Raw genomic sequence first — 16,019 nt, 5'->3', positions numbered from 1 at the left:
CGGTTCTCCTCGGCATCGGTCATGGCCGTGCCACGCCGTCCGAGTCGTCGCCGGATCCGGTCGCGGCCGGCCGGGCCGGCCGGGGCGCGGGTTCACGACGCCGCCAGTCCTCGGGAATGACATCCTCGAGCACATCGTCGACGGTGACCACACCGAGCACCCGATCGGCGTCGTCCACCACCGGCACGGCGTACAGGTTGTAATCGGCCATCAACAGGGCGATGTCGGTGATATCGGTCTCGGGCGCGACCCGCACCGGATCGTCGTCCATGAGGTCGGCGACCGGCGTCGCCGGGTCGGCCTGCAGCAGCGCGATCACGGAGACCACGCCCACGAGCCGGCCGGAGTCGAGTACGTGCACTTTCAGCAGGGCCTCGGGCTGCACCGCGTGCGCGGCGGAGACCACCGAAAGCGCCTGTGCCGCAGTAGCGTCCAGCGGACACGAGACGAAGTCGACGTTCATCAGCCCGCCGGCGCTGTCGGGATTGAACCCCATCAGCGTGACGACCTTGACGCGCTGCCCGGGCGGCATCAGGTCGAGCACACGCCGGCGGCGCGATTGCTTGAGATCGATGACGGAGTCGGCCGCGTCGTCGGCGCGCATGCGCCCGAGCAGCGCCGCGACTTCCGCATCGGACATGTCGTTGAGCAGGCGGCTGGACTTGTCGGAGTCGAGCTCCTCGAAGACATCCGCCTCCAGTTCAGGGTCGTCGTGCACTTGATCCAGGATCTCGTCCTGCTCGTGCTTGTCCGCGTCCTCCAGCAGGTCGGCGATCTCAGCGGGCTTGAGCCCGCGCAACCGGCTGCTGAGCCGCAGGGTCAGCGACTGCTCATGGCCGATCAGCGGCTCGAACGCCTTCCAATCCCGGGAGGCGTGACCGCCGCCGGACTTGATCAGCCCGAACAGGCGAGCCGGGCGGCGGGTGTCCAGTCGCGCCAGCACCCAGCCCGAACCGGAGCCGTCGGGTACGCCGACCCGATCGAGCTCGACGTCATAGGCGTGCACCAGCTCTACCGCCTCCACATCGATCAGCCGGTGACCCAGGATGTCCGCGCGCAGCAGCACCTCACCCGCACGCCGCTCGAAGGACCGCAGGTCGACCTTGTTGACCGAGAGGACGATGCGATCGGCTTCGAACAGCCGGATACGTTCGGCGGAGACGAACACATCGCGCCCGCCCATCCCGACGACCACGCCGATCACCGGCGGATAGGCGTCGCCACCCGGGAGGCGCACGACGAGGTCGTCCACGCGGCCTATGGCCTCCCCCGACGCGGCGATCACGGGCGCCTTCAGCAACTGCGACAGATGCACCGTCGCAACCGATTCCGGTTTCGGCGATATTGTGGGTTCGGTCATATGCGCTCCTGACTCGGCGACCCGGAATTCCGGCGGCCACGGGCGAACTTGCATGTCCGAATTTGACGAATCAATCCTCTACTGCCAGACTTTGCGGCGTCAATCAGCACCTCGCTAGGCGAGGCTCCTGTACGAACACAGGCCACTGATCCGACGACGTCGAGAGACGCCCAGGGTTAGGACAGGTTTCCCCGGATTAAGGGGTCACCCGAAGTGGCTTCCCAACGACATCGTCATTGGGGATACGTCGTGCAGTGCCGAAGCTCTGACGAGAGGGGTGCTCGCCCCCCGGCCTGCTGCCGCGGCGACTCCTCGTGTGCACCCTGGTCAGCGCCCTCGTGCGCTCCGACCGCAAGGAGGTGAGGACGACCCATGGCCCCCGGCGATAGTCCGTGTCCGAGTGATCCGTTCCACTCACCCGTTTGCGGGTGGAAACACGCCACACGACTCTGACCTTTCACCACATCACGCACGATGCGTATCACCATTACGCGGCCGTGTAATACGTGCTGGCCTTTCCACCCTCATTCGAAATCATCCACCCAGAATTTCGGAGGTTCGCCAATGAGGAAAATCACCGCGCACCCCCTGGCCGCCACCGTCCCCGCCCCGGCCCTGCCCGCGCCGGTGCTGAAGACCGTCGCGAGCCAGGCCGACCAGGATGCCGCGTTCGCCGCGGCGGTCAACCAGTTCGGTCTGGCCACCTCGATGGGCACCCTGATCGGCACCCTCATCGGCGGCGCGGCCGGTTGCGCCATCGGCGCCGCGGGCGGCGCCATCGCCGGCGTCACGGTCATGTCGGTGCCGACCGGCATCGCGGGCTGCCTCACGGGCGCCGCCATCGGCATTCCGCTGGGTGCGGCGGCCGGTCTGGTGCTGACCGGCGTACCCGCCGCCATCGCGGTCGGCATCGGCCTGGCCCAGCGCCTGTCCGCACCCGACTCCACCCCGGCTCCCGTCGGCGCGGCGCCTGCCGTCTAGCGGGCGGGTCCGATTGTGCCGGTGAAAACCTTTGCGGTGGTGAGGGTCTCGATCCTCCCCGCCGCTGCCTTCTTGTCCGGCAGCAGGTTCGGGACTGTCACACACCGTCTACCGAGAGGGTGGCCTGCATGAGAGTCATCGCCCCCGCGCACGGGTCCGGTTGCGCCGCGTGGTCGCGGTTCTGGACCCACCAGGTGACGGTGCCGGTGTCGGAGGCGGTCACGGCGCAGGTGCTCGGATCCTTCGGGTCACGCCAGTACATGCCACCGAAGTGCTTGATCACCAAACGCTCGACCTGATAACCGAATTGGTCAGCGATCTGGACCTCACGGCTCAGGGTGTCGTTCTCCAGCCAGGCGTAGGTGATGTCGACCGCACCGCCGTGCGGGCTGGTGGCGGTCCAGTTGCAGATGGTGGGGGCGCTCTGCTGCTCGAGGCCCGAGACGTGCAGGTTGCTCGCGATCTTCTGATCCTCCAGCGGGCCGCAGCCGGCCAGCAGGTTCGGGGCGTCGGCGGCGCGCACGGGTGATTCCCTCGGACCCTGCGAACACCCCGAGAGTGCGGCGATCAGTAAGACCGCCAAGGCGATTCGCGCTCGAATCCGACGCATTACCCCTGCCCAGCCTTCGTCAGAGTGGACGCCGCCAGCTGTTCCAGTCCCTGACAGGACTGCTTGGCGGTCTCGGTGATCGCGGCCCGCTCCGACCAGTCGATGAAATCGCTGTCCCCGAACGGAAGTGCCACCTCGCACGACTGCGGCCCCTGCCATTCGATGCCGGATTGCCCGGCCACCTGAACATCGGACGGGCGCGCGTCGGTGATCTGAGTCCGGCGGTCCGCGAGCGGACTGCCCCGGAACCAGTGGAATACCACCGCGTAGTCACCGCCCGCGGGCCGCTGCCACGCACATCCGAGCGGATTCACCGCCACTCGCTGCAGCCCATTGAGCCCGGTCGCCTGACCGACATCGGCATCGGCCACCCCGCCGCACAGTCCGACGGTGTTCGGCGCCGGCATCACCGCCGCCTTGGATGTGGTCGTGGCCGGGGCCGCCTGCTGATTCGACGAACCGCCGCAGCCCGCGATCGCCGCCCCGATCAGGGCGATCCCCGCCACCGCGCCCACCGCTCTCATCACGCCGACCAGCGTAGGCGAACCGCCCGAATCATGCGATCGGCGACGCGGTGGACGATTCGCGACATGGCCAGCGCATATAAATACAAGCTTTTCACAATTCCCGGGCCTTGCCTACGTGCAATACCGCACCTCGATAGGCGGCGCTCCTGTCACGCTGGTAACTCTTTCCGGTATTCGGCCGCGCCCCTGGCGCTCGCCTATTTCCGCGTGCCTTTTCTCGAATAGATGCGGATTCATCCAGCACGACGCCGACGAGCACATGCTGACCCGGAACACGGCGGCCTGAGTCAGTTCTCCCGGCGGGCGCGGGCGCGGCGCTTGCCCTCGTGCATGGCCTGCACCCGCGCCACCGGGATGGTGTGCCCCTCCGCGATGAGATCGGCTGGGAGAGACTGGGGTTCGGGCATGGCCTCGGCCCAGGGATCGCGGTCGCCGAGCATCTTGGCCACCGTACGAATCGTGAAGTCGTGCGGGTCGACGCCGGGCAGGTCCGCCCAGGCGACCGGGAACGAGACGGTCGCGCCCGGGCGGATCCGCGGGCTGTAGACCGACACCACCGTCGCGCCGCCGGCGCGGGTCGAATCGAGAAAGACCTTGCCGCCCCGATCTTCTCGAATGAACGCCGTGGTGGCGAGCTGTGGATCGAGACGTTCGGCGCGCGCGGCGATCGCCCGGGTCGCCGCCGCGGCATCCTCGAGATCGACGCCCGGCGCCACCGGGACGAAGATGTGCACGCCCTTGGCGCCACTGGTTTTCACCGCGCCCGCCAGCCCATCCGCTGCCAGCGCTTCCCGAACGAGCTGCGCGGCCCCGACCACCCGGGTGAAGGGCTGATCCGGCGCCGGATCGATATCCAGCACGAGATGCGTTGGGCTGCCGGAATAGTCGGCGAGGCCCTCCGCGTACAGCAGTGTCACGTGGTACTCCACCGCGCGCTGATTCCCGAACCACAGCAACGTCCGCACGTCATCGCACAGCGCATAGGACACCTCTCGTTTCGAGCTGCCCGCCCACAGCGTCACCCGCCGCACCCACTCCGGTGTGTACTTGGGCAGGTTCTTCTGCATGAACGGCTCCTGCCCCGGCCGCACCCGCACCACCGACAGCGGCCGCTCCCGCAATGCCGGCACCATCCGCTCGCCGATCGCCTCCAGGTAGTCGATCAATTCGCCCTTGGTGGCCTCGGCCCCGTCGAACAAGGGACTGTCGAGACTGGAGAACTTCAACCCGGCCCGCACGTCATCGCCCATCGGCCCACCATGCGCCACACCCGTACCGCCGTCAACCATCCCGGCCGTGGCAGCCCGCGCCGTCATCCGATATCGGCGACCCTCGCCCAGGCGGGCGGGCGGTCCAGCACCGGATATCCCGCCCCCGGAAACGTCTCCCCGACCCGCAATCCCGGCGAATCATCCTCGGGCACAGAAACATCGACGGCGACGCGCCGCCGTGCGCCACACCGCACCAGCCAGTCGCGGTGCGTTACCGCGAGCTGAGGCAGGAAAATGGTGAAACAGGAAGGGACCTAACGGACCAGCGCACCAACCGCAGGGTTCTGATCGACCGGCCGCGTACGCCGGGTGCTGAGCAGGAACAGGGCCACCAGCAGCACGCTGAACCAGACGTAGGTGTTGCCGATGAGGTGCTGCCAAGGCGTCCAGTGCGATTCGCGATGTTCGCCGTCCGGGAGCCAATTCTGCGGGCCGATCACGAAGATCGCGGCCGTGATCGCGGTGACCAGGTACCAGCCCGCGGCACGGCGCCAGGGCAACCGGGTCGCGTAACCGAGCATCGCCAGCAGGGCCGGGGCGATCCAGATCCAGTGGTGCGACCAGGAGATCGGGGACACCAGCAGCGTGAAGACCGCGTTGATCCCGAGCGCCAGCGGCGGGAAGCCCGCCGCGCGGCGCATGGCGGGCACCACCAGCGCCAGCAGTGCGGCGCTCAGCACCAGCCACAGGATCGTGAGCAGTGGCTTGTGGATCTCGAACCGGGCCAGCACCGCCTGAATCGACTGATTGGTGTGGAATGCCGAACCGCTGAGCCCCGACACATTGCCCAACCCGCCGAACCAGTACTTCACCGATGCCTGCGGCAATACGGCAAAGGTCAGCGCGGTCGCCACGGCACCGGTGATCGCGGCCGTGACGGCGGCCTTGTAATCACGGCGGATCAGGAAGTAGAGGATGAACGCGGCCGGTGTCAGCTTCACCGCGGCCGCGATACCGATCAGCATGCCGCGCCGCCACTTCGGCTTCTCCGTCAGGCAGTCGGCCACCACGAGCACCATCAGCAGCAGATTGACCTGCCCGAAATCCAGCGTCGAGTGGGTCGGCTCCAGCAGCAGGGCCAGCGGTGTGGCGCACGCGGTCACCCACAGCCCGAGTCGCTGCCGGCTCTCCCCCGGCCACACCCGCAGTGCCACCAGATAGAACGAAATCGCCAGCGCGGCCACCGAGGTCACGAAGAACCCGGTGCGAGCCACGTCCCAGGGCAACGCCGCGAACGGCGACAGCACCAGCGCGGAGAACGGCGGATAGATGAAGGGCAGCCCGATCCCGATCGTGGTCTGCGGCAACTGCCCGTACATATCCCCGCCGTGCCATAGCGTCTGCACGCCCAGCCGATACACCTGCAGGTCGATGAACCCACCGGTGATCTGCTTGAACGGCCACACGGGCAGCATCAGGCACAGCGCGGTGGAGGCCACACACAACGCCGGAACCAGCCACATCACCCGCCCGAAACGGCGGGTCAGCGACTTCGGGTCAGCAACAGCGGTAGAACAACTCATCCGCCATCACATTATCGGCGTCCCCTCCCAGGCGTGCACCCGCACCCACCGAGACTCGCCAATGCGGATCGATGCCGGTCGCGGACAGCCGCGCGCACCGCTCGGACCAGCGCAGCCGCCGCGCTCATGTGGGGATCCCGGCCGCTAGTTCTGCCGCCGAGACGACTCCGATGCCGTATCGGGGTTCGGCTCGTCCGTGCCCGCGGCACACGTATCGGATGCGGAGGCAACACGTTCGAGCGCCTCGATATCTTTCTCGATGACGCCGTAGAGCAGATAGGCGAGCACGAAGCCGATGATGCCGCCGATGCACAGAATCCGGACCGCCCAGATAATCGATTCGATCTCCGCGCCTGGAAGGAAGGTTATGCCGGTCACGCCGACCAGCGGCACCGCGGCGGCCACGGTGAGGTAGAAACCGGTGCGCCCGGCGAGGCGGCCCAGATGGTCGATATCGGCGGCGTCGGACCGTCCGTGCACCAGGAAAAGGGGATACAGGCACCGCACCACGTACCAGGTGACCGCGAAATACGGATACGCCACTGCGATTGCGCCGCACACGACGACCGCCAGCACGGAATGCACGTAGGTGCCGCGTGGAACGCCGCCGGCGATCAGGTTCAGCAGCGCCGGGATGATCACGCCGCAGAGCACCCAGAACACGAAGGCGATCCGCGCCGCCCGGCTGCCGAGCCGCAGCGCATCGATACGCGTCCGTGTGAGGGTCTCGTCGCTGTAGTTCCATCCGATGCGTAAACCGATGGGCACGCGAATGAGGCGGCGTGATACGTAGAGAATCAGGATTCCGCCCACCGCAAATGCGAGCGGAATCAGGACCGAGGCGACATAGTCGAACGACCGCTGGGCTGCGGGCGTGAGCTTACTGATGATGAGCGTTTTGTTGTAGTAATAGTTGTACCCAGCCGCCACCACATTCGGTATGCCGATCGCTATCGCGATCATCGGCAACGGCCACAGCGGTCCGGTCGGCCGCCGGGAGTGCTGCGGCGGGTCGACCAGATCCCGGGCCCGAGGGTCGAGGCACAGCTCGAATTGCTGAGCCAGCTCCGCGCCATTGGCCCACCGATCGTCCCGTCGCGGCGACAGACAGGTCAGCAGCACACGGCGCAGCGAGGCCGGGCAGTCGGCGGGCAGGTCGTCCAGGAATTCCTCGGCGATCGGGCGGCGGCGGAGCGCGAGCTCCTGCTCGACATAGTCCTGCGAATCCTTCGCCTCGACCCGGGGGAACGGCCGCCGCCCGGTCAGCAGCTCCCACAACACGACCCCGAGGGCGTAGATGTCACTGCGCGTGTCCAAGTCGTCGACCGTACCGGGCAGCGTCGGGTGGCTCGCCGCGAGATGCTCGGGCGACATGTAGGCCAGGGACCCCCCGAAATACGCCACCGGACTGCTGCCCGCGAGGTGGCCGCTGAAACTGATATTGAAATCGGCCAGCTTCGGCACACCGTCAGCGGAGAGCAGGATGTTCGCGGGCTTGATGTCGCGGTGCAGTACACCCTGTCGCTCGGCGTAGTCCAGTGCCTCGGCGAGCCGGCGTCCGAGCCAGGCCACGGTCTCCGGCCACGACAGGGCGGCGATCTCCTCACGCACCCGCAGGCCCGTGGTGCGGATCTCGCCCTTCGCCTCCAACGCCGAGTCGACGGCGTCCAGTAGCAACCGCCCGCTGCGTAGCTCCGGCGGCGTCTTGCGGACCCGCTTCAGCACCGCCGCCAGCGTTCCCCCCGGCAGGTACTGCATGTACAGGAGTTTCAGCCCGCGCTCCGGCAACACCCGCTGGTCGTAGACACGAACGATGTACTCGTGCTCCAGCCGGGCCAGCGTCTGGGGTTCGATGCCGTGGTCCGTGGAAACCTTGACCGCCACCAGTCGCTGCATCGAGCGCTGCCGCGCCAGGAACACCTTGGCGAACGAGCCGTGGCCCAGCTCCAGCAGCAGATCGAAATCGTCGATCCGATCTCCCGGCTCGAGTTCGTCACTCGCGATCAGCGCGCTCGACCGCTCACTCACCGCCCGATCGGCCAATGGATCGAAGGCAGCGGTGGCATCGCCGGTCGGCCGATCACCCATTGCGCATCACCCCGAGCTGAAACCCCGAGCCATGATCGATTTTATCGCGCGGCGAGCCGGCGGAGCGCTCCGAATCTTCGTCGAGCCGAGGGGACCATCCATAGGCACAGATGCGACGGAAATCAGAGTGACCGTTGCCGGTTGACCTGCCGGGTCACGGCACAGGGCGAGGCGAATGGCGATGAATTGCACAGCTTCCCGAGCCAGGAATCGGAATTGCGTTGCGAGTCAGTGAAATACGTCCACTTCGGGCGGCGGGGGCTCCGTTCACGGCAGCCGCCGTCGCCGGCGGGTGGGCCCGGGAGGTGCCGTAGGAAGGGGCCCTCACCAGCCGTTTCGGGGATGGGGCGGGACTTGTCGGTGGGGTCACATACCTTGGGCGCATCGTGATCGACCGGGAGGGAGAACGATGGCCTCGAATCCGAGTGCCACGCCGGGTGAACCGGCTTGGGAAAGCGCTTCTGTGGTGCGGGTTTTGCCCGCTGTCGCGCCGCGGAAATTGAACAAGGTGCCGTTCGTCGAGCTGGCCGACGGACGCCTGCAGGGGGTGGTGTCGAGTGGCTCCGATATCTCACGGGTGTACGTGGCATCGGTGACCGCGGGGACGCACGGGCTGAGCTGCAGCACCAACAACAACCGGCCGTGCGGCGGGTTGAACCAGGGGTGGGGCTGCAAGCATCTGGACGCGCTGATCGATGAAGCGGTGCTCCAGTACGGACAGGACCGGGTGGCACGGTTCCTGCGGGTCGAGGTCCCCGAGGGTTCTCGGCTTGCCCACTGCCTCAATGGAACTCGCGATCCGGCTCCGGCCGCCGCGGTGTTCAGCCGGTTCCTGCGGCATCTGACCTATCTGGAGCTGCCGGGTAGCGCGACGCCGATTCCGGAGCTGCACTGGTTCCCGGCGGGGGTGGGTCGCTGATGCAGGCGGTACAACTGGCCGCGCTGGTGGATGCGCCCGCCGGCGTAGGGGCAGCCCTGGATGCGGTGAACGGCTTCGATTCCGCTCTGGTCAATGGCTTCGCCCGGGTTTCCGAACCGCAGAGCGCGGCGCTGGCGGCACTGGCCGCGGCGGTGGCGGGTTCGCCTCTGGCCGAGGCGGTTTCGGCGGCAGTGTCGAAGGTGAGCACGGGGGCGATCGGCGCGGATGAGCTGTCGGCGCTGGCCGCCGCCCGGGCCGCCCTGCTGGGCGCGGTGCACGACGCACTGGTCGGCCAGGCCGATACGGCCATGGGCCGCAATCGATCCGAGTGGACGGCGACGCCGGAAGCGGCCGCACCGAGCCCGCTCGCGGCGGGTTCCCGCGCCTGGCTGGGTGAACTGGCCATCGCCGGATGGCGCGGCGTGGACCACGACCTGGTGGCGGCCGCGGATCAGACCGTGGAGTCGCTGCTGGCCGAACCCGCGCTGCGGCGGCTGGCGATGCTGCTGGATGGCTTCACCGCCGAACTGGGCGCGTCCGCGCCGATCGCCACCATGGACCGGGTGCCCGCGCGACGCTGGGCCGATCTGTGGACGCGCGCTCTGCTGCTGTCCTGGCGCGGCGCGGAATCACCTGCCATCGAGCCGGTTTCGGGTCGTCTGCTCCCGCTCGGCGTGGACCTGCACGAGCACGGAACCGCGGTACAGGCACAGGTGCACGGCGTGCTCGAGGTCGCGGGCGCACCGGCCCGCCGGGTGCGGGTGTCGGTGGCGGCGGCCAAGGTGGACACCATTGTGGGACCGGCGGTGTGGCAACTGCTGGGTGCGCATCGCCAGTTGCTCACCGCGCTGGCCGGGCAGCGCGCGCTGGAGCTCACCCATATGCCGCTGACGGCGACCGGTGACCTGCTGTGGGATGACGATCGGGCGAAGGCTGGGGAGGCCGCCGATCCGTTCGTCACCGCCACCGTGCAACTGCCGCAGGCGCAGGCCCCGGCCGTCGCGCCACTGGATCGCGATCCGGTGCACATCGCCGAACCGGTTGTGCTCGAGGGGTACCGGTTCCGCGACGGCGTACTGGAGATGGGTGACCAGCGGATCCGGGTGGAGCTGGACGCGCTGCCGTCCGCCGGTCCGCTCACTCCGGCCGGGGTGACCGGGTCCAGCACCATGATCGGACTGCTGCGCTGGGAGGCGGGCGTCTGGTCGGTGCGGCCGCTGGCAGTGCAGCGCAAGGTCAAGGGCGCGCTCACCGCCTTCCACAACGGTGATTGGGCGCTCGGCCCGACGGATCCGAAAGTCGCCAAGGCACAGGCCAAGTCGGGCGATGCCGTAGCGGTGCTGCGTGAGCGCGCGGGACGGTTGCTGCGCAAATGACGAATCATGAAACGCGACGCCAGATCCTGTACTGGCGGCTGCTGGCCGGTGTCTTCACCGGAGATCAGCAACCGGCGCTGGAGCAGGCCAGCGCGGGCATCGTCGACGATCTGGGTCTGCCGCTGGCCGTGCTCGATCCCGGTATCTCCATCGACAATGTGGTGCAACGCTATCCGGAGATGCAAGCCGAGTTCGAAAGCCTCGACTTCTCCGAAAACGGGGACTCCGCGGCCGAGGGAGCGGCAGCCGAAGACGAGACCCAAGACGCCGCGCCCCGATCCATCGGCGCGGCCGATGTCCGCACCGCCGCACTGGTTTCCAAGCTGCTGCTGAACGTCTTCGCCACCGGCTCCGGCCAGGTCAGCGCCACCCAGCTGGCGGGCTGGCAGTCCGATGCGAACTGGCTGCGGCGCTGCCTGGGCGAGGAGCAGGCGGGCGCCGTGCAAGGCGTGCTCACCGGTCTCGAAGGTGAGCTGGTGTCCCGCATGCGGCTGCGCGAGGTGCTCGCCGATCCGCACCTGGCCGCCCAGCTCACCCCGAGCATGTCGCTCATCGAACAACTGTTGCGCGACAAGCACAATCTGTCCGGTGTGGCCCTGGCCAATGCCAAACGCCTCATCCGCCGCTACATCGACGAGGTCGCCGAAGTGCTGCGCACCCAGGTGCAGCAGACCAGTGTGGGCACCGTCGACCGCTCGGTCCCGCCCAAGCGCATCCTGCGCAATCTGGATGTGGACCGGACGATCTGGAAGAACCTGCCCAACTGGAACCCCCAGGACGAGCGGCTGTACGTCGACCGGCTCTACTACCGCCAGACCGCCAAGCGCACCGTCCCCGCCCGCATGATCGTGGTGGTGGACCAGTCGGGTTCCATGGTCGACTCCATGGTGAACTGCACCATCCTGGCGTCGATCTTCGCGGGCCTGCCCAAGGTGGATGTGCATCTCATCGCCTACGACACCCGCGCCCTGGATCTCACCCCGTGGGTGCACGACCCGTTCGAGGTGCTGTTGCGCACCAATCTCGGTGGCGGTAACGACGGCCCGGTCGCCATGGCCATGGCCCAGCCCAAGATCACCGACCCGAAGAACACCGTGCTGGTGTGGATTTCGGACTTCTACGAGTTCGATCGTTCCCAGCCGCTGTTCGAGGCCATGGAGGCGGTGCACCGCTCCGGGGTGAAGCTCATCCCGGTGGGCTCGGTGAACAGCTCCGGCCACCAGAGCGTCAACCCGTGGTTCCGCGAACGGTTCAAAAACCTTGGCACCCCGGTGATTTCCGGACGCATCCAGAAGCTCGTGCACGAACTCAAGAACTTTCTCGACTAGGAGACCAGCCATCATGAACGACGTTTTGCGCGCCCCCGCCGAGGTCAAGTACGCCGAGGAACTGGATTGGCTGGAGTCCATCGACGACGGCCCCAAGCCGTTCGCGTGGCGGCTGAGCCCGAAGATGGTGCGGCTGTTCATACTCGGCTCCGAACGCGCCGACGGACTGGACCGCGAGGTCGAGCAGAAGTGGTTCGGCGACCGCAGTTTCGTCGAGCGCAGCATTGTCACGCTGGCCTCGGACCGGGGTCTGCTGCTCATCGGCGATCCGGGTACCGGCAAGAGCTGGCTGGCCGAGTTGCTGTCGGCGGCCATCAGCCGCAATTCCACGCTGGTGGTGCAGGGCACCGCTGGCACCACCGAGGACCACATCAAGTACTCGTGGAACATCTCCATGGTCATCGCCAAGGGGCAGTCGCGAGAGTCGATGATCCCGTCCCCGATCATGACCGCCATGGAGCAGGGCGTGATCGGCCGCTTCGAGGAGCTCACCCGCTCCACCAGCGATGTGCAGGACGCGCTGATCTCCATCCTGTCGGAGAAGTACGTCTCGATCCCCGAACTCGATGACGACAATGTGGTGTTCGCGCAGCCTGGCTTCTCCATCATCGCCACCGCCAACAGCCGCGACCGCGGCGTGAACGACCTGTCCTCGGCGCTCAAGCGGCGCTTCAACTTCGTGCGAATCCCGGTGGTGTCCAACAAGAAGAGCGAGGCGGAGATCGTGCGCTTCCGCACCGCGGAACTGCTGCGCCGCCACTCCATCGAGCTGGAACTGCCGCCCACACTGCTGGACATCCTGCTGGAGAGCTTCGCCGATCTGCGCGCCGCCGCGGCCGCCGCCACCAGCGACGACGACAAGCTGGAGTCGGCACTGTCCACCGCCGAGCAGATCGGCGTACTCGAGGACGCCATCCTGCACAGCCAGTTCTTCGGTGCGAAGGAACTGCGCGCGGAGACCCTCGCCGGTTCCCTGGTCGGGTCGCTGGCCCGGCGCACGCCCGAGGACCTGGCCATTCTCAACAAGTACCTGCACGGCGTCGTCGAGCCGCGCACCAAGGACAAGAAGGGCGATGCCGCCTGGGGCGAATTCCTCGAGGGCGGCCGGGCGGCGATCGCGAGGCTCTCGTGAGCGGGCCCGGCACCGGCCTCGCGCCGAATACCTTTGCCGCGCTGCGGGATCAGCTGGCGGACGCGGCCGTCGCGTTCGCCGGCGCACCCGGGGCGGCGGGCGACATCCTGGCGGGCATCGTCGACGATGTCGACCGGGCGCTGTCGGAGCGGCTGGAGATCTTCCCGGTCTGCCACCACTCGCCCGCCTCCGGTCTGGCCATGGTGCGACGGCTGCGCGAGAAGCAGCCGAGCGTCATCTACCTGGAATTGTGCGAGGACATGCGGCCGCTGCTGGACGAGCTGCGCAACTGCCGCCTGCCGATTGCGCTGCAGGCCTTCGCCACCGAGATCGAGGGCTTCCCCGCGGAATGGGCGCCGCTGTCGGTGGTCGCGCCGATCACCGAATCGTCGGCCGAGTACCAGGCCATCGCCTACGCGCTCGATACGCCGGGCGTCGAACTGGTGCTGGTGGATCGGTCCACCGATCACGTCTTCCAGTGGGCTCCCGAGGCGAAGCAGTCCGAGACACCCGCCGACGGCGAGCAGGCCGAGGACGACGGCCTGCACGGCGGCGCGGTCGGCCTCGAAATCGGTGATCTGCGACCGCGTTTCGCCGAACTGGAAGAACACCTGCTGCACCACGGCAAGGTCCGGCACTGGTCGGAATGGTGGGACCAGTACGTCGAGCAGCCCCTGGTGGACGCCGACTACGACACCTACCGCCAGGTCATGGTGATGATCGGCAGCCTGTTCCGGCGGCTGCGGCGCGGCAGCACCGTCGAGGACGAGGACCGCGAACGGCACATGTGGACCCGGATGCGGGAACACTTGGCCGCCAACGACATCGATCCGGCACAGGCGTTGTACGTGTGCGGCGCGGCCCATGCGGCCAGCCCGGTCGAACAGTTCGGACTGGCCGCGTCGGAGCCGTTCGAGATCTCGCCGCGCTCGGCCACCAAATGGCACTACGGGCTGATCCCGTCCAGCCACTCCGCCATCGAGGCGCAGTTCGGGCTGGCCGGCGGCGCGGTGTCGATCGCGGCGGCCACCTGGGCGAAGGGATTGCGGCGCGGCAAATTGCAGTCGTTCCAGCTGGAAGGCCAGCAGGGGGCGAAGAAGCGCGCAAAGAAGCCGCCACTTCCGGCGGAAACGGAAACCGATGTGACGGATCGGCTTTCGGGCTTCCTGTCCCGGCCACCGGTCCTGGACCCGCTCGACGAGGCCGAGCTCCTGGAATGGTCGGTGGATATCGTCCGGCTGGCCCGGCGCAACGGCTACCTGGCCAGCACCGCCGACGCCATCGCCATCTTCGAGACCTCGATCCTGCTGGCGGGCTTGCGCAATCGCGCCCGTCCGACGCCGTACGACTTCCAGGACGCGGCCGTCACCTGCCTCGAGAAGGACCGGGTGCCGGGGCGGCGGGATGTGCGGCGGCTGTGCGAGATCCTGCTCGGCGGCGACCGCATCGGCCAGGTCGGGTACGCGGCGCTGCCGCCGCTGGCCCGCGACGTGCTCGACCGGCTGGCACCGCTGGGACTGGATCTGTCCAAGCGGACGCTGCAACGCGCGTTGCTGGACCTGAAAGCGAATCCGGACCTGCGGTCCTGCTCGGATCTGCTGTGGCTGCTGCGCAGGCTGCTGCCGCAGGACGCGCTGCGGCCCATCATGGGCTCGCGCGGACTGGGTGAGACCTCGATCCAGGAGAGCTGGGACATCGGGCTCGGCAAACACCAGCGCTCACTGGTGGAACTCGGGTACGAGGGCGTGTCGGTGGAGCAGGTGCTGGAGCAGCGCCTGCGGCGCGCGGTCGCCGCGCCGGACGCGACCGCGGCCGTGGCACTGGGTGCGGTCGAGGACGCGCTGGTGTATCTGGGCTCGGTCCGGCTCGCCGACGAGCTGGGCCACCGCGCGGTCGAACTCCTCGCCGCCGAACGGACAGTGGACGACGCGCCCGTCGTGCTGCGGCGGATCCGGGTGCTGCTCAACTACTTCCGCTCCACCGAGGACGGCCTACCGGCGTGGTGCGAACGGTTCGTCACAGCCGGGTACGCACATTACTGCACCCTGCTGCCCACCGCCTTCGCCGCCGAGGAGACCGGGCCGGCGCAGGTGGCGGCCATGCTGGGGTTCCTGTTCGGGATGGAGAATCTGGCGCTGTCGCTGGGCTGCGATCACACCCAGCTGGAACTGGCGGTGCTGCAATCACATCCGGAGGCGCCGGCCAAGGTGGCCCTGCTGTGGGCGGCGCGGTTCCAGCTCGGCCTGCTGACCATGGCCGAGCTGCGCGCGCGGTGCGACGGGATGCTGGCCAATCCGCTGGTGCTGCCGACGGTTCCGCAGTACGTGAGCGGTTTCGTGCAGGCCATCGACCCGGCTCCGGCACTGAAACCCTTTGTGGTGGAACTATTGTCGAAGGCCTTCGGCACGCTGCCGGACCCGGTGCTGCTGCCCTGGCTGCCGAAGTTGATCACCACCCTGAAGGATCAGGCGGGCGACCTGATCCCGGGCCTGGTCCGGGAAGCGGGCCGCACCTTCCCCGCCGCGCTGCCCGCCGTGGACGCCTTCGTCCCGCCCTGGTCGGCCGAATTCACCACGGCCGCACCGCCGGTGGCCGCCGCACCGCGCGGGCCGGTCACCGAACTGCTGGCCGCCCACCCCGCCGCCTGCGACGCGCTCAGCGGACTGCTCGGCATCGAGGGCGGCTGGCAGGAGGCCGGCCCGGCGGGAAACCACAAGGTAACCGGCCTGCTCGAGCGATTCCCCGGCACCGCTGCGGCATTGGCCGCGCTGCTCGGCGTGCCGGCCGCGCGGAGCTGACTCGCGTCCGGCCGGCTCGTCCTTCCGACGGGCGGCCGGCCGGACAGTCATTCGAACCGTGCATTGCTGGTGGGCGGGCCGCACAGCACAATTCATACGGTTCGGT

General features: G+C 68.2%; 12 protein-coding genes and 1 riboswitch. Of the genes, 6 read left to right on the top strand and 6 right to left on the bottom strand.

The genetic code is table 11. The features are described 5' to 3' along the window. Positions 1 to 19: 19 nt before the first annotated feature. The gene (locus AB0L60_RS06565; RefSeq protein ID WP_364608209.1) at positions 20 to 1,360 is read right to left on the bottom strand and encodes a CBS domain-containing protein; all 1,341 of its coding nucleotides are present in this window, start codon (positions 1,358 to 1,360) and stop codon (positions 20 to 22) included. Between the two features lie 103 nt (positions 1,361 to 1,463). Then, a riboswitch (M-box (ykoK) riboswitch) is annotated at positions 1,464 to 1,644 on the top strand. Positions 1,645 to 1,924: 280 nt separating this feature from the next. Between AB0L60_RS06565 and AB0L60_RS06560 the strand changes: the two genes are divergently transcribed. Further along, the gene (locus AB0L60_RS06560) at positions 1,925 to 2,341 is read left to right on the top strand and encodes a hypothetical protein (RefSeq protein WP_364608207.1); all 417 of its coding nucleotides are present in this window, start codon (positions 1,925 to 1,927) and stop codon (positions 2,339 to 2,341) included. Positions 2,342 to 2,438: 97 nt separating this feature from the next. Here AB0L60_RS06560 and AB0L60_RS06555 read toward each other — a convergent pair whose 3' ends face one another. The 5 genes from AB0L60_RS06555 to AB0L60_RS06535 all read right to left on the bottom strand — a co-directional run bounded on the left by AB0L60_RS06555 (position 2,439) and on the right by AB0L60_RS06535 (position 8,360). Next, on the bottom strand, positions 2,439 to 2,951 hold the full coding sequence (locus AB0L60_RS06555; protein WP_364608205.1) for a DUF3558 family protein: 513 nt from the start codon (positions 2,949 to 2,951) through the stop codon (positions 2,439 to 2,441). Continuing rightward, positions 2,951 to 3,475 carry a DUF3558 family protein gene (locus AB0L60_RS06550; RefSeq protein ID WP_364608579.1) on the bottom strand — a complete coding sequence of 175 codons (525 nt, stop codon included), beginning with the start codon at positions 3,473 to 3,475 and terminating at the stop codon, positions 2,951 to 2,953. The genes AB0L60_RS06555 and AB0L60_RS06550 overlap by 1 nt, the downstream gene beginning before the upstream one ends. A 290-nt stretch (positions 3,476 to 3,765) precedes the next feature. After that, positions 3,766 to 4,728 (bottom strand): ATP-dependent DNA ligase, encoded by a 963-nt coding sequence (locus AB0L60_RS06545; RefSeq protein ID WP_364608202.1) that lies wholly within the window; start codon positions 4,726 to 4,728, stop codon positions 3,766 to 3,768. A gap of 275 nt (positions 4,729 to 5,003) precedes the next feature. Continuing rightward, the gene (locus AB0L60_RS06540) at positions 5,004 to 6,272 is read right to left on the bottom strand and encodes a glycosyltransferase 87 family protein (RefSeq protein ID WP_364608200.1); all 1,269 of its coding nucleotides are present in this window, start codon (positions 6,270 to 6,272) and stop codon (positions 5,004 to 5,006) included. Between the two features lie 144 nt (positions 6,273 to 6,416). Continuing rightward, positions 6,417 to 8,360, bottom strand: a complete 1,944-nt coding sequence (locus AB0L60_RS06535) for a serine/threonine-protein kinase (RefSeq protein WP_364608197.1) — start codon at positions 8,358 to 8,360, stop codon at positions 6,417 to 6,419. A 508-nt stretch (positions 8,361 to 8,868) separates the two neighbouring features. Between AB0L60_RS06535 and AB0L60_RS06530 the strand changes: the two genes are divergently transcribed. From AB0L60_RS06530 to AB0L60_RS06510, 5 genes are read left to right on the top strand one after another with little or no spacing between them, the layout of a single operon-like run. Then, positions 8,869 to 9,279, top strand: a complete 411-nt coding sequence (locus AB0L60_RS06530; RefSeq protein WP_364608195.1) for a hypothetical protein — start codon at positions 8,869 to 8,871, stop codon at positions 9,277 to 9,279. Then, positions 9,279 to 10,655: a hypothetical protein gene (locus AB0L60_RS06525; protein ID WP_364608192.1), complete on the top strand. Its 1,377-nt coding sequence runs from the start codon at positions 9,279 to 9,281 to the stop codon at positions 10,653 to 10,655. Before AB0L60_RS06530 ends, AB0L60_RS06525 begins: the two co-directional genes overlap by 1 nt. Beyond that, on the top strand, positions 10,652 to 11,983 hold the full coding sequence (locus AB0L60_RS06520; RefSeq protein WP_364608189.1) for a VWA domain-containing protein: 1,332 nt from the start codon (positions 10,652 to 10,654) through the stop codon (positions 11,981 to 11,983). Before AB0L60_RS06525 ends, AB0L60_RS06520 begins: the two co-directional genes overlap by 4 nt. A 13-nt stretch (positions 11,984 to 11,996) precedes the next feature. Next, positions 11,997 to 13,115, top strand: a complete 1,119-nt coding sequence (locus tag AB0L60_RS06515) for an AAA family ATPase (protein WP_354835976.1) — start codon at positions 11,997 to 11,999, stop codon at positions 13,113 to 13,115. After that, a complete protein-coding gene (locus AB0L60_RS06510; protein ID WP_364608185.1) occupies positions 13,112 to 15,913 on the top strand; it encodes a DUF5682 family protein in 2,802 nt (933 codons plus the stop codon). Before AB0L60_RS06515 ends, AB0L60_RS06510 begins: the two co-directional genes overlap by 4 nt. The last annotated feature ends 106 nt before the right edge of the window (positions 15,914 to 16,019 follow it).

The organism is Nocardia sp. NPDC051981, assembly GCF_040680715.1.
In the GTDB taxonomy this organism is placed as follows: domain Bacteria; phylum Actinomycetota; class Actinomycetes; order Mycobacteriales; family Mycobacteriaceae; genus Nocardia.
This window is presented reverse-complemented; position numbering and strand designations above follow the sequence as displayed.

What these genes read in the sequence shown, in the direction of transcription:
- AB0L60_RS06565 (WP_364608209.1), bottom strand. Translation starts at nt 1,360, where the DNA reads ATGACCGAACCCACAATATCGCCGAAACCGGAATCGGTTGCGACGGTG.
- AB0L60_RS06560 (WP_364608207.1), top strand. Translation starts at nt 1,925, where the DNA reads ATGAGGAAAATCACCGCGCACCCCCTGGCCGCCACCGTCCCCGCCCCG.
- AB0L60_RS06555 (WP_364608205.1), bottom strand. Translation starts at nt 2,951, where the DNA reads ATGCGTCGGATTCGAGCGCGAATCGCCTTGGCGGTCTTACTGATCGCC.
- AB0L60_RS06550 (WP_364608579.1), bottom strand. Translation starts at nt 3,475, where the DNA reads ATGAGAGCGGTGGGCGCGGTGGCGGGGATCGCCCTGATCGGGGCGGCG.
- AB0L60_RS06545 (WP_364608202.1), bottom strand. Translation starts at nt 4,728, where the DNA reads ATGGGCGATGACGTGCGGGCCGGGTTGAAGTTCTCCAGTCTCGACAGT.
- AB0L60_RS06540 (WP_364608200.1), bottom strand. Translation starts at nt 6,272, where the DNA reads ATGAGTTGTTCTACCGCTGTTGCTGACCCGAAGTCGCTGACCCGCCGT.
- AB0L60_RS06535 (WP_364608197.1), bottom strand. Translation starts at nt 8,360, where the DNA reads ATGGGTGATCGGCCGACCGGCGATGCCACCGCTGCCTTCGATCCATTG.
- AB0L60_RS06525 (WP_364608192.1), top strand. Translation starts at nt 9,279, where the DNA reads ATGCAGGCGGTACAACTGGCCGCGCTGGTGGATGCGCCCGCCGGCGTA.
- AB0L60_RS06520 (WP_364608189.1), top strand. Translation starts at nt 10,652, where the DNA reads ATGACGAATCATGAAACGCGACGCCAGATCCTGTACTGGCGGCTGCTG.
- AB0L60_RS06515 (WP_354835976.1), top strand. Translation starts at nt 11,997, where the DNA reads ATGAACGACGTTTTGCGCGCCCCCGCCGAGGTCAAGTACGCCGAGGAA.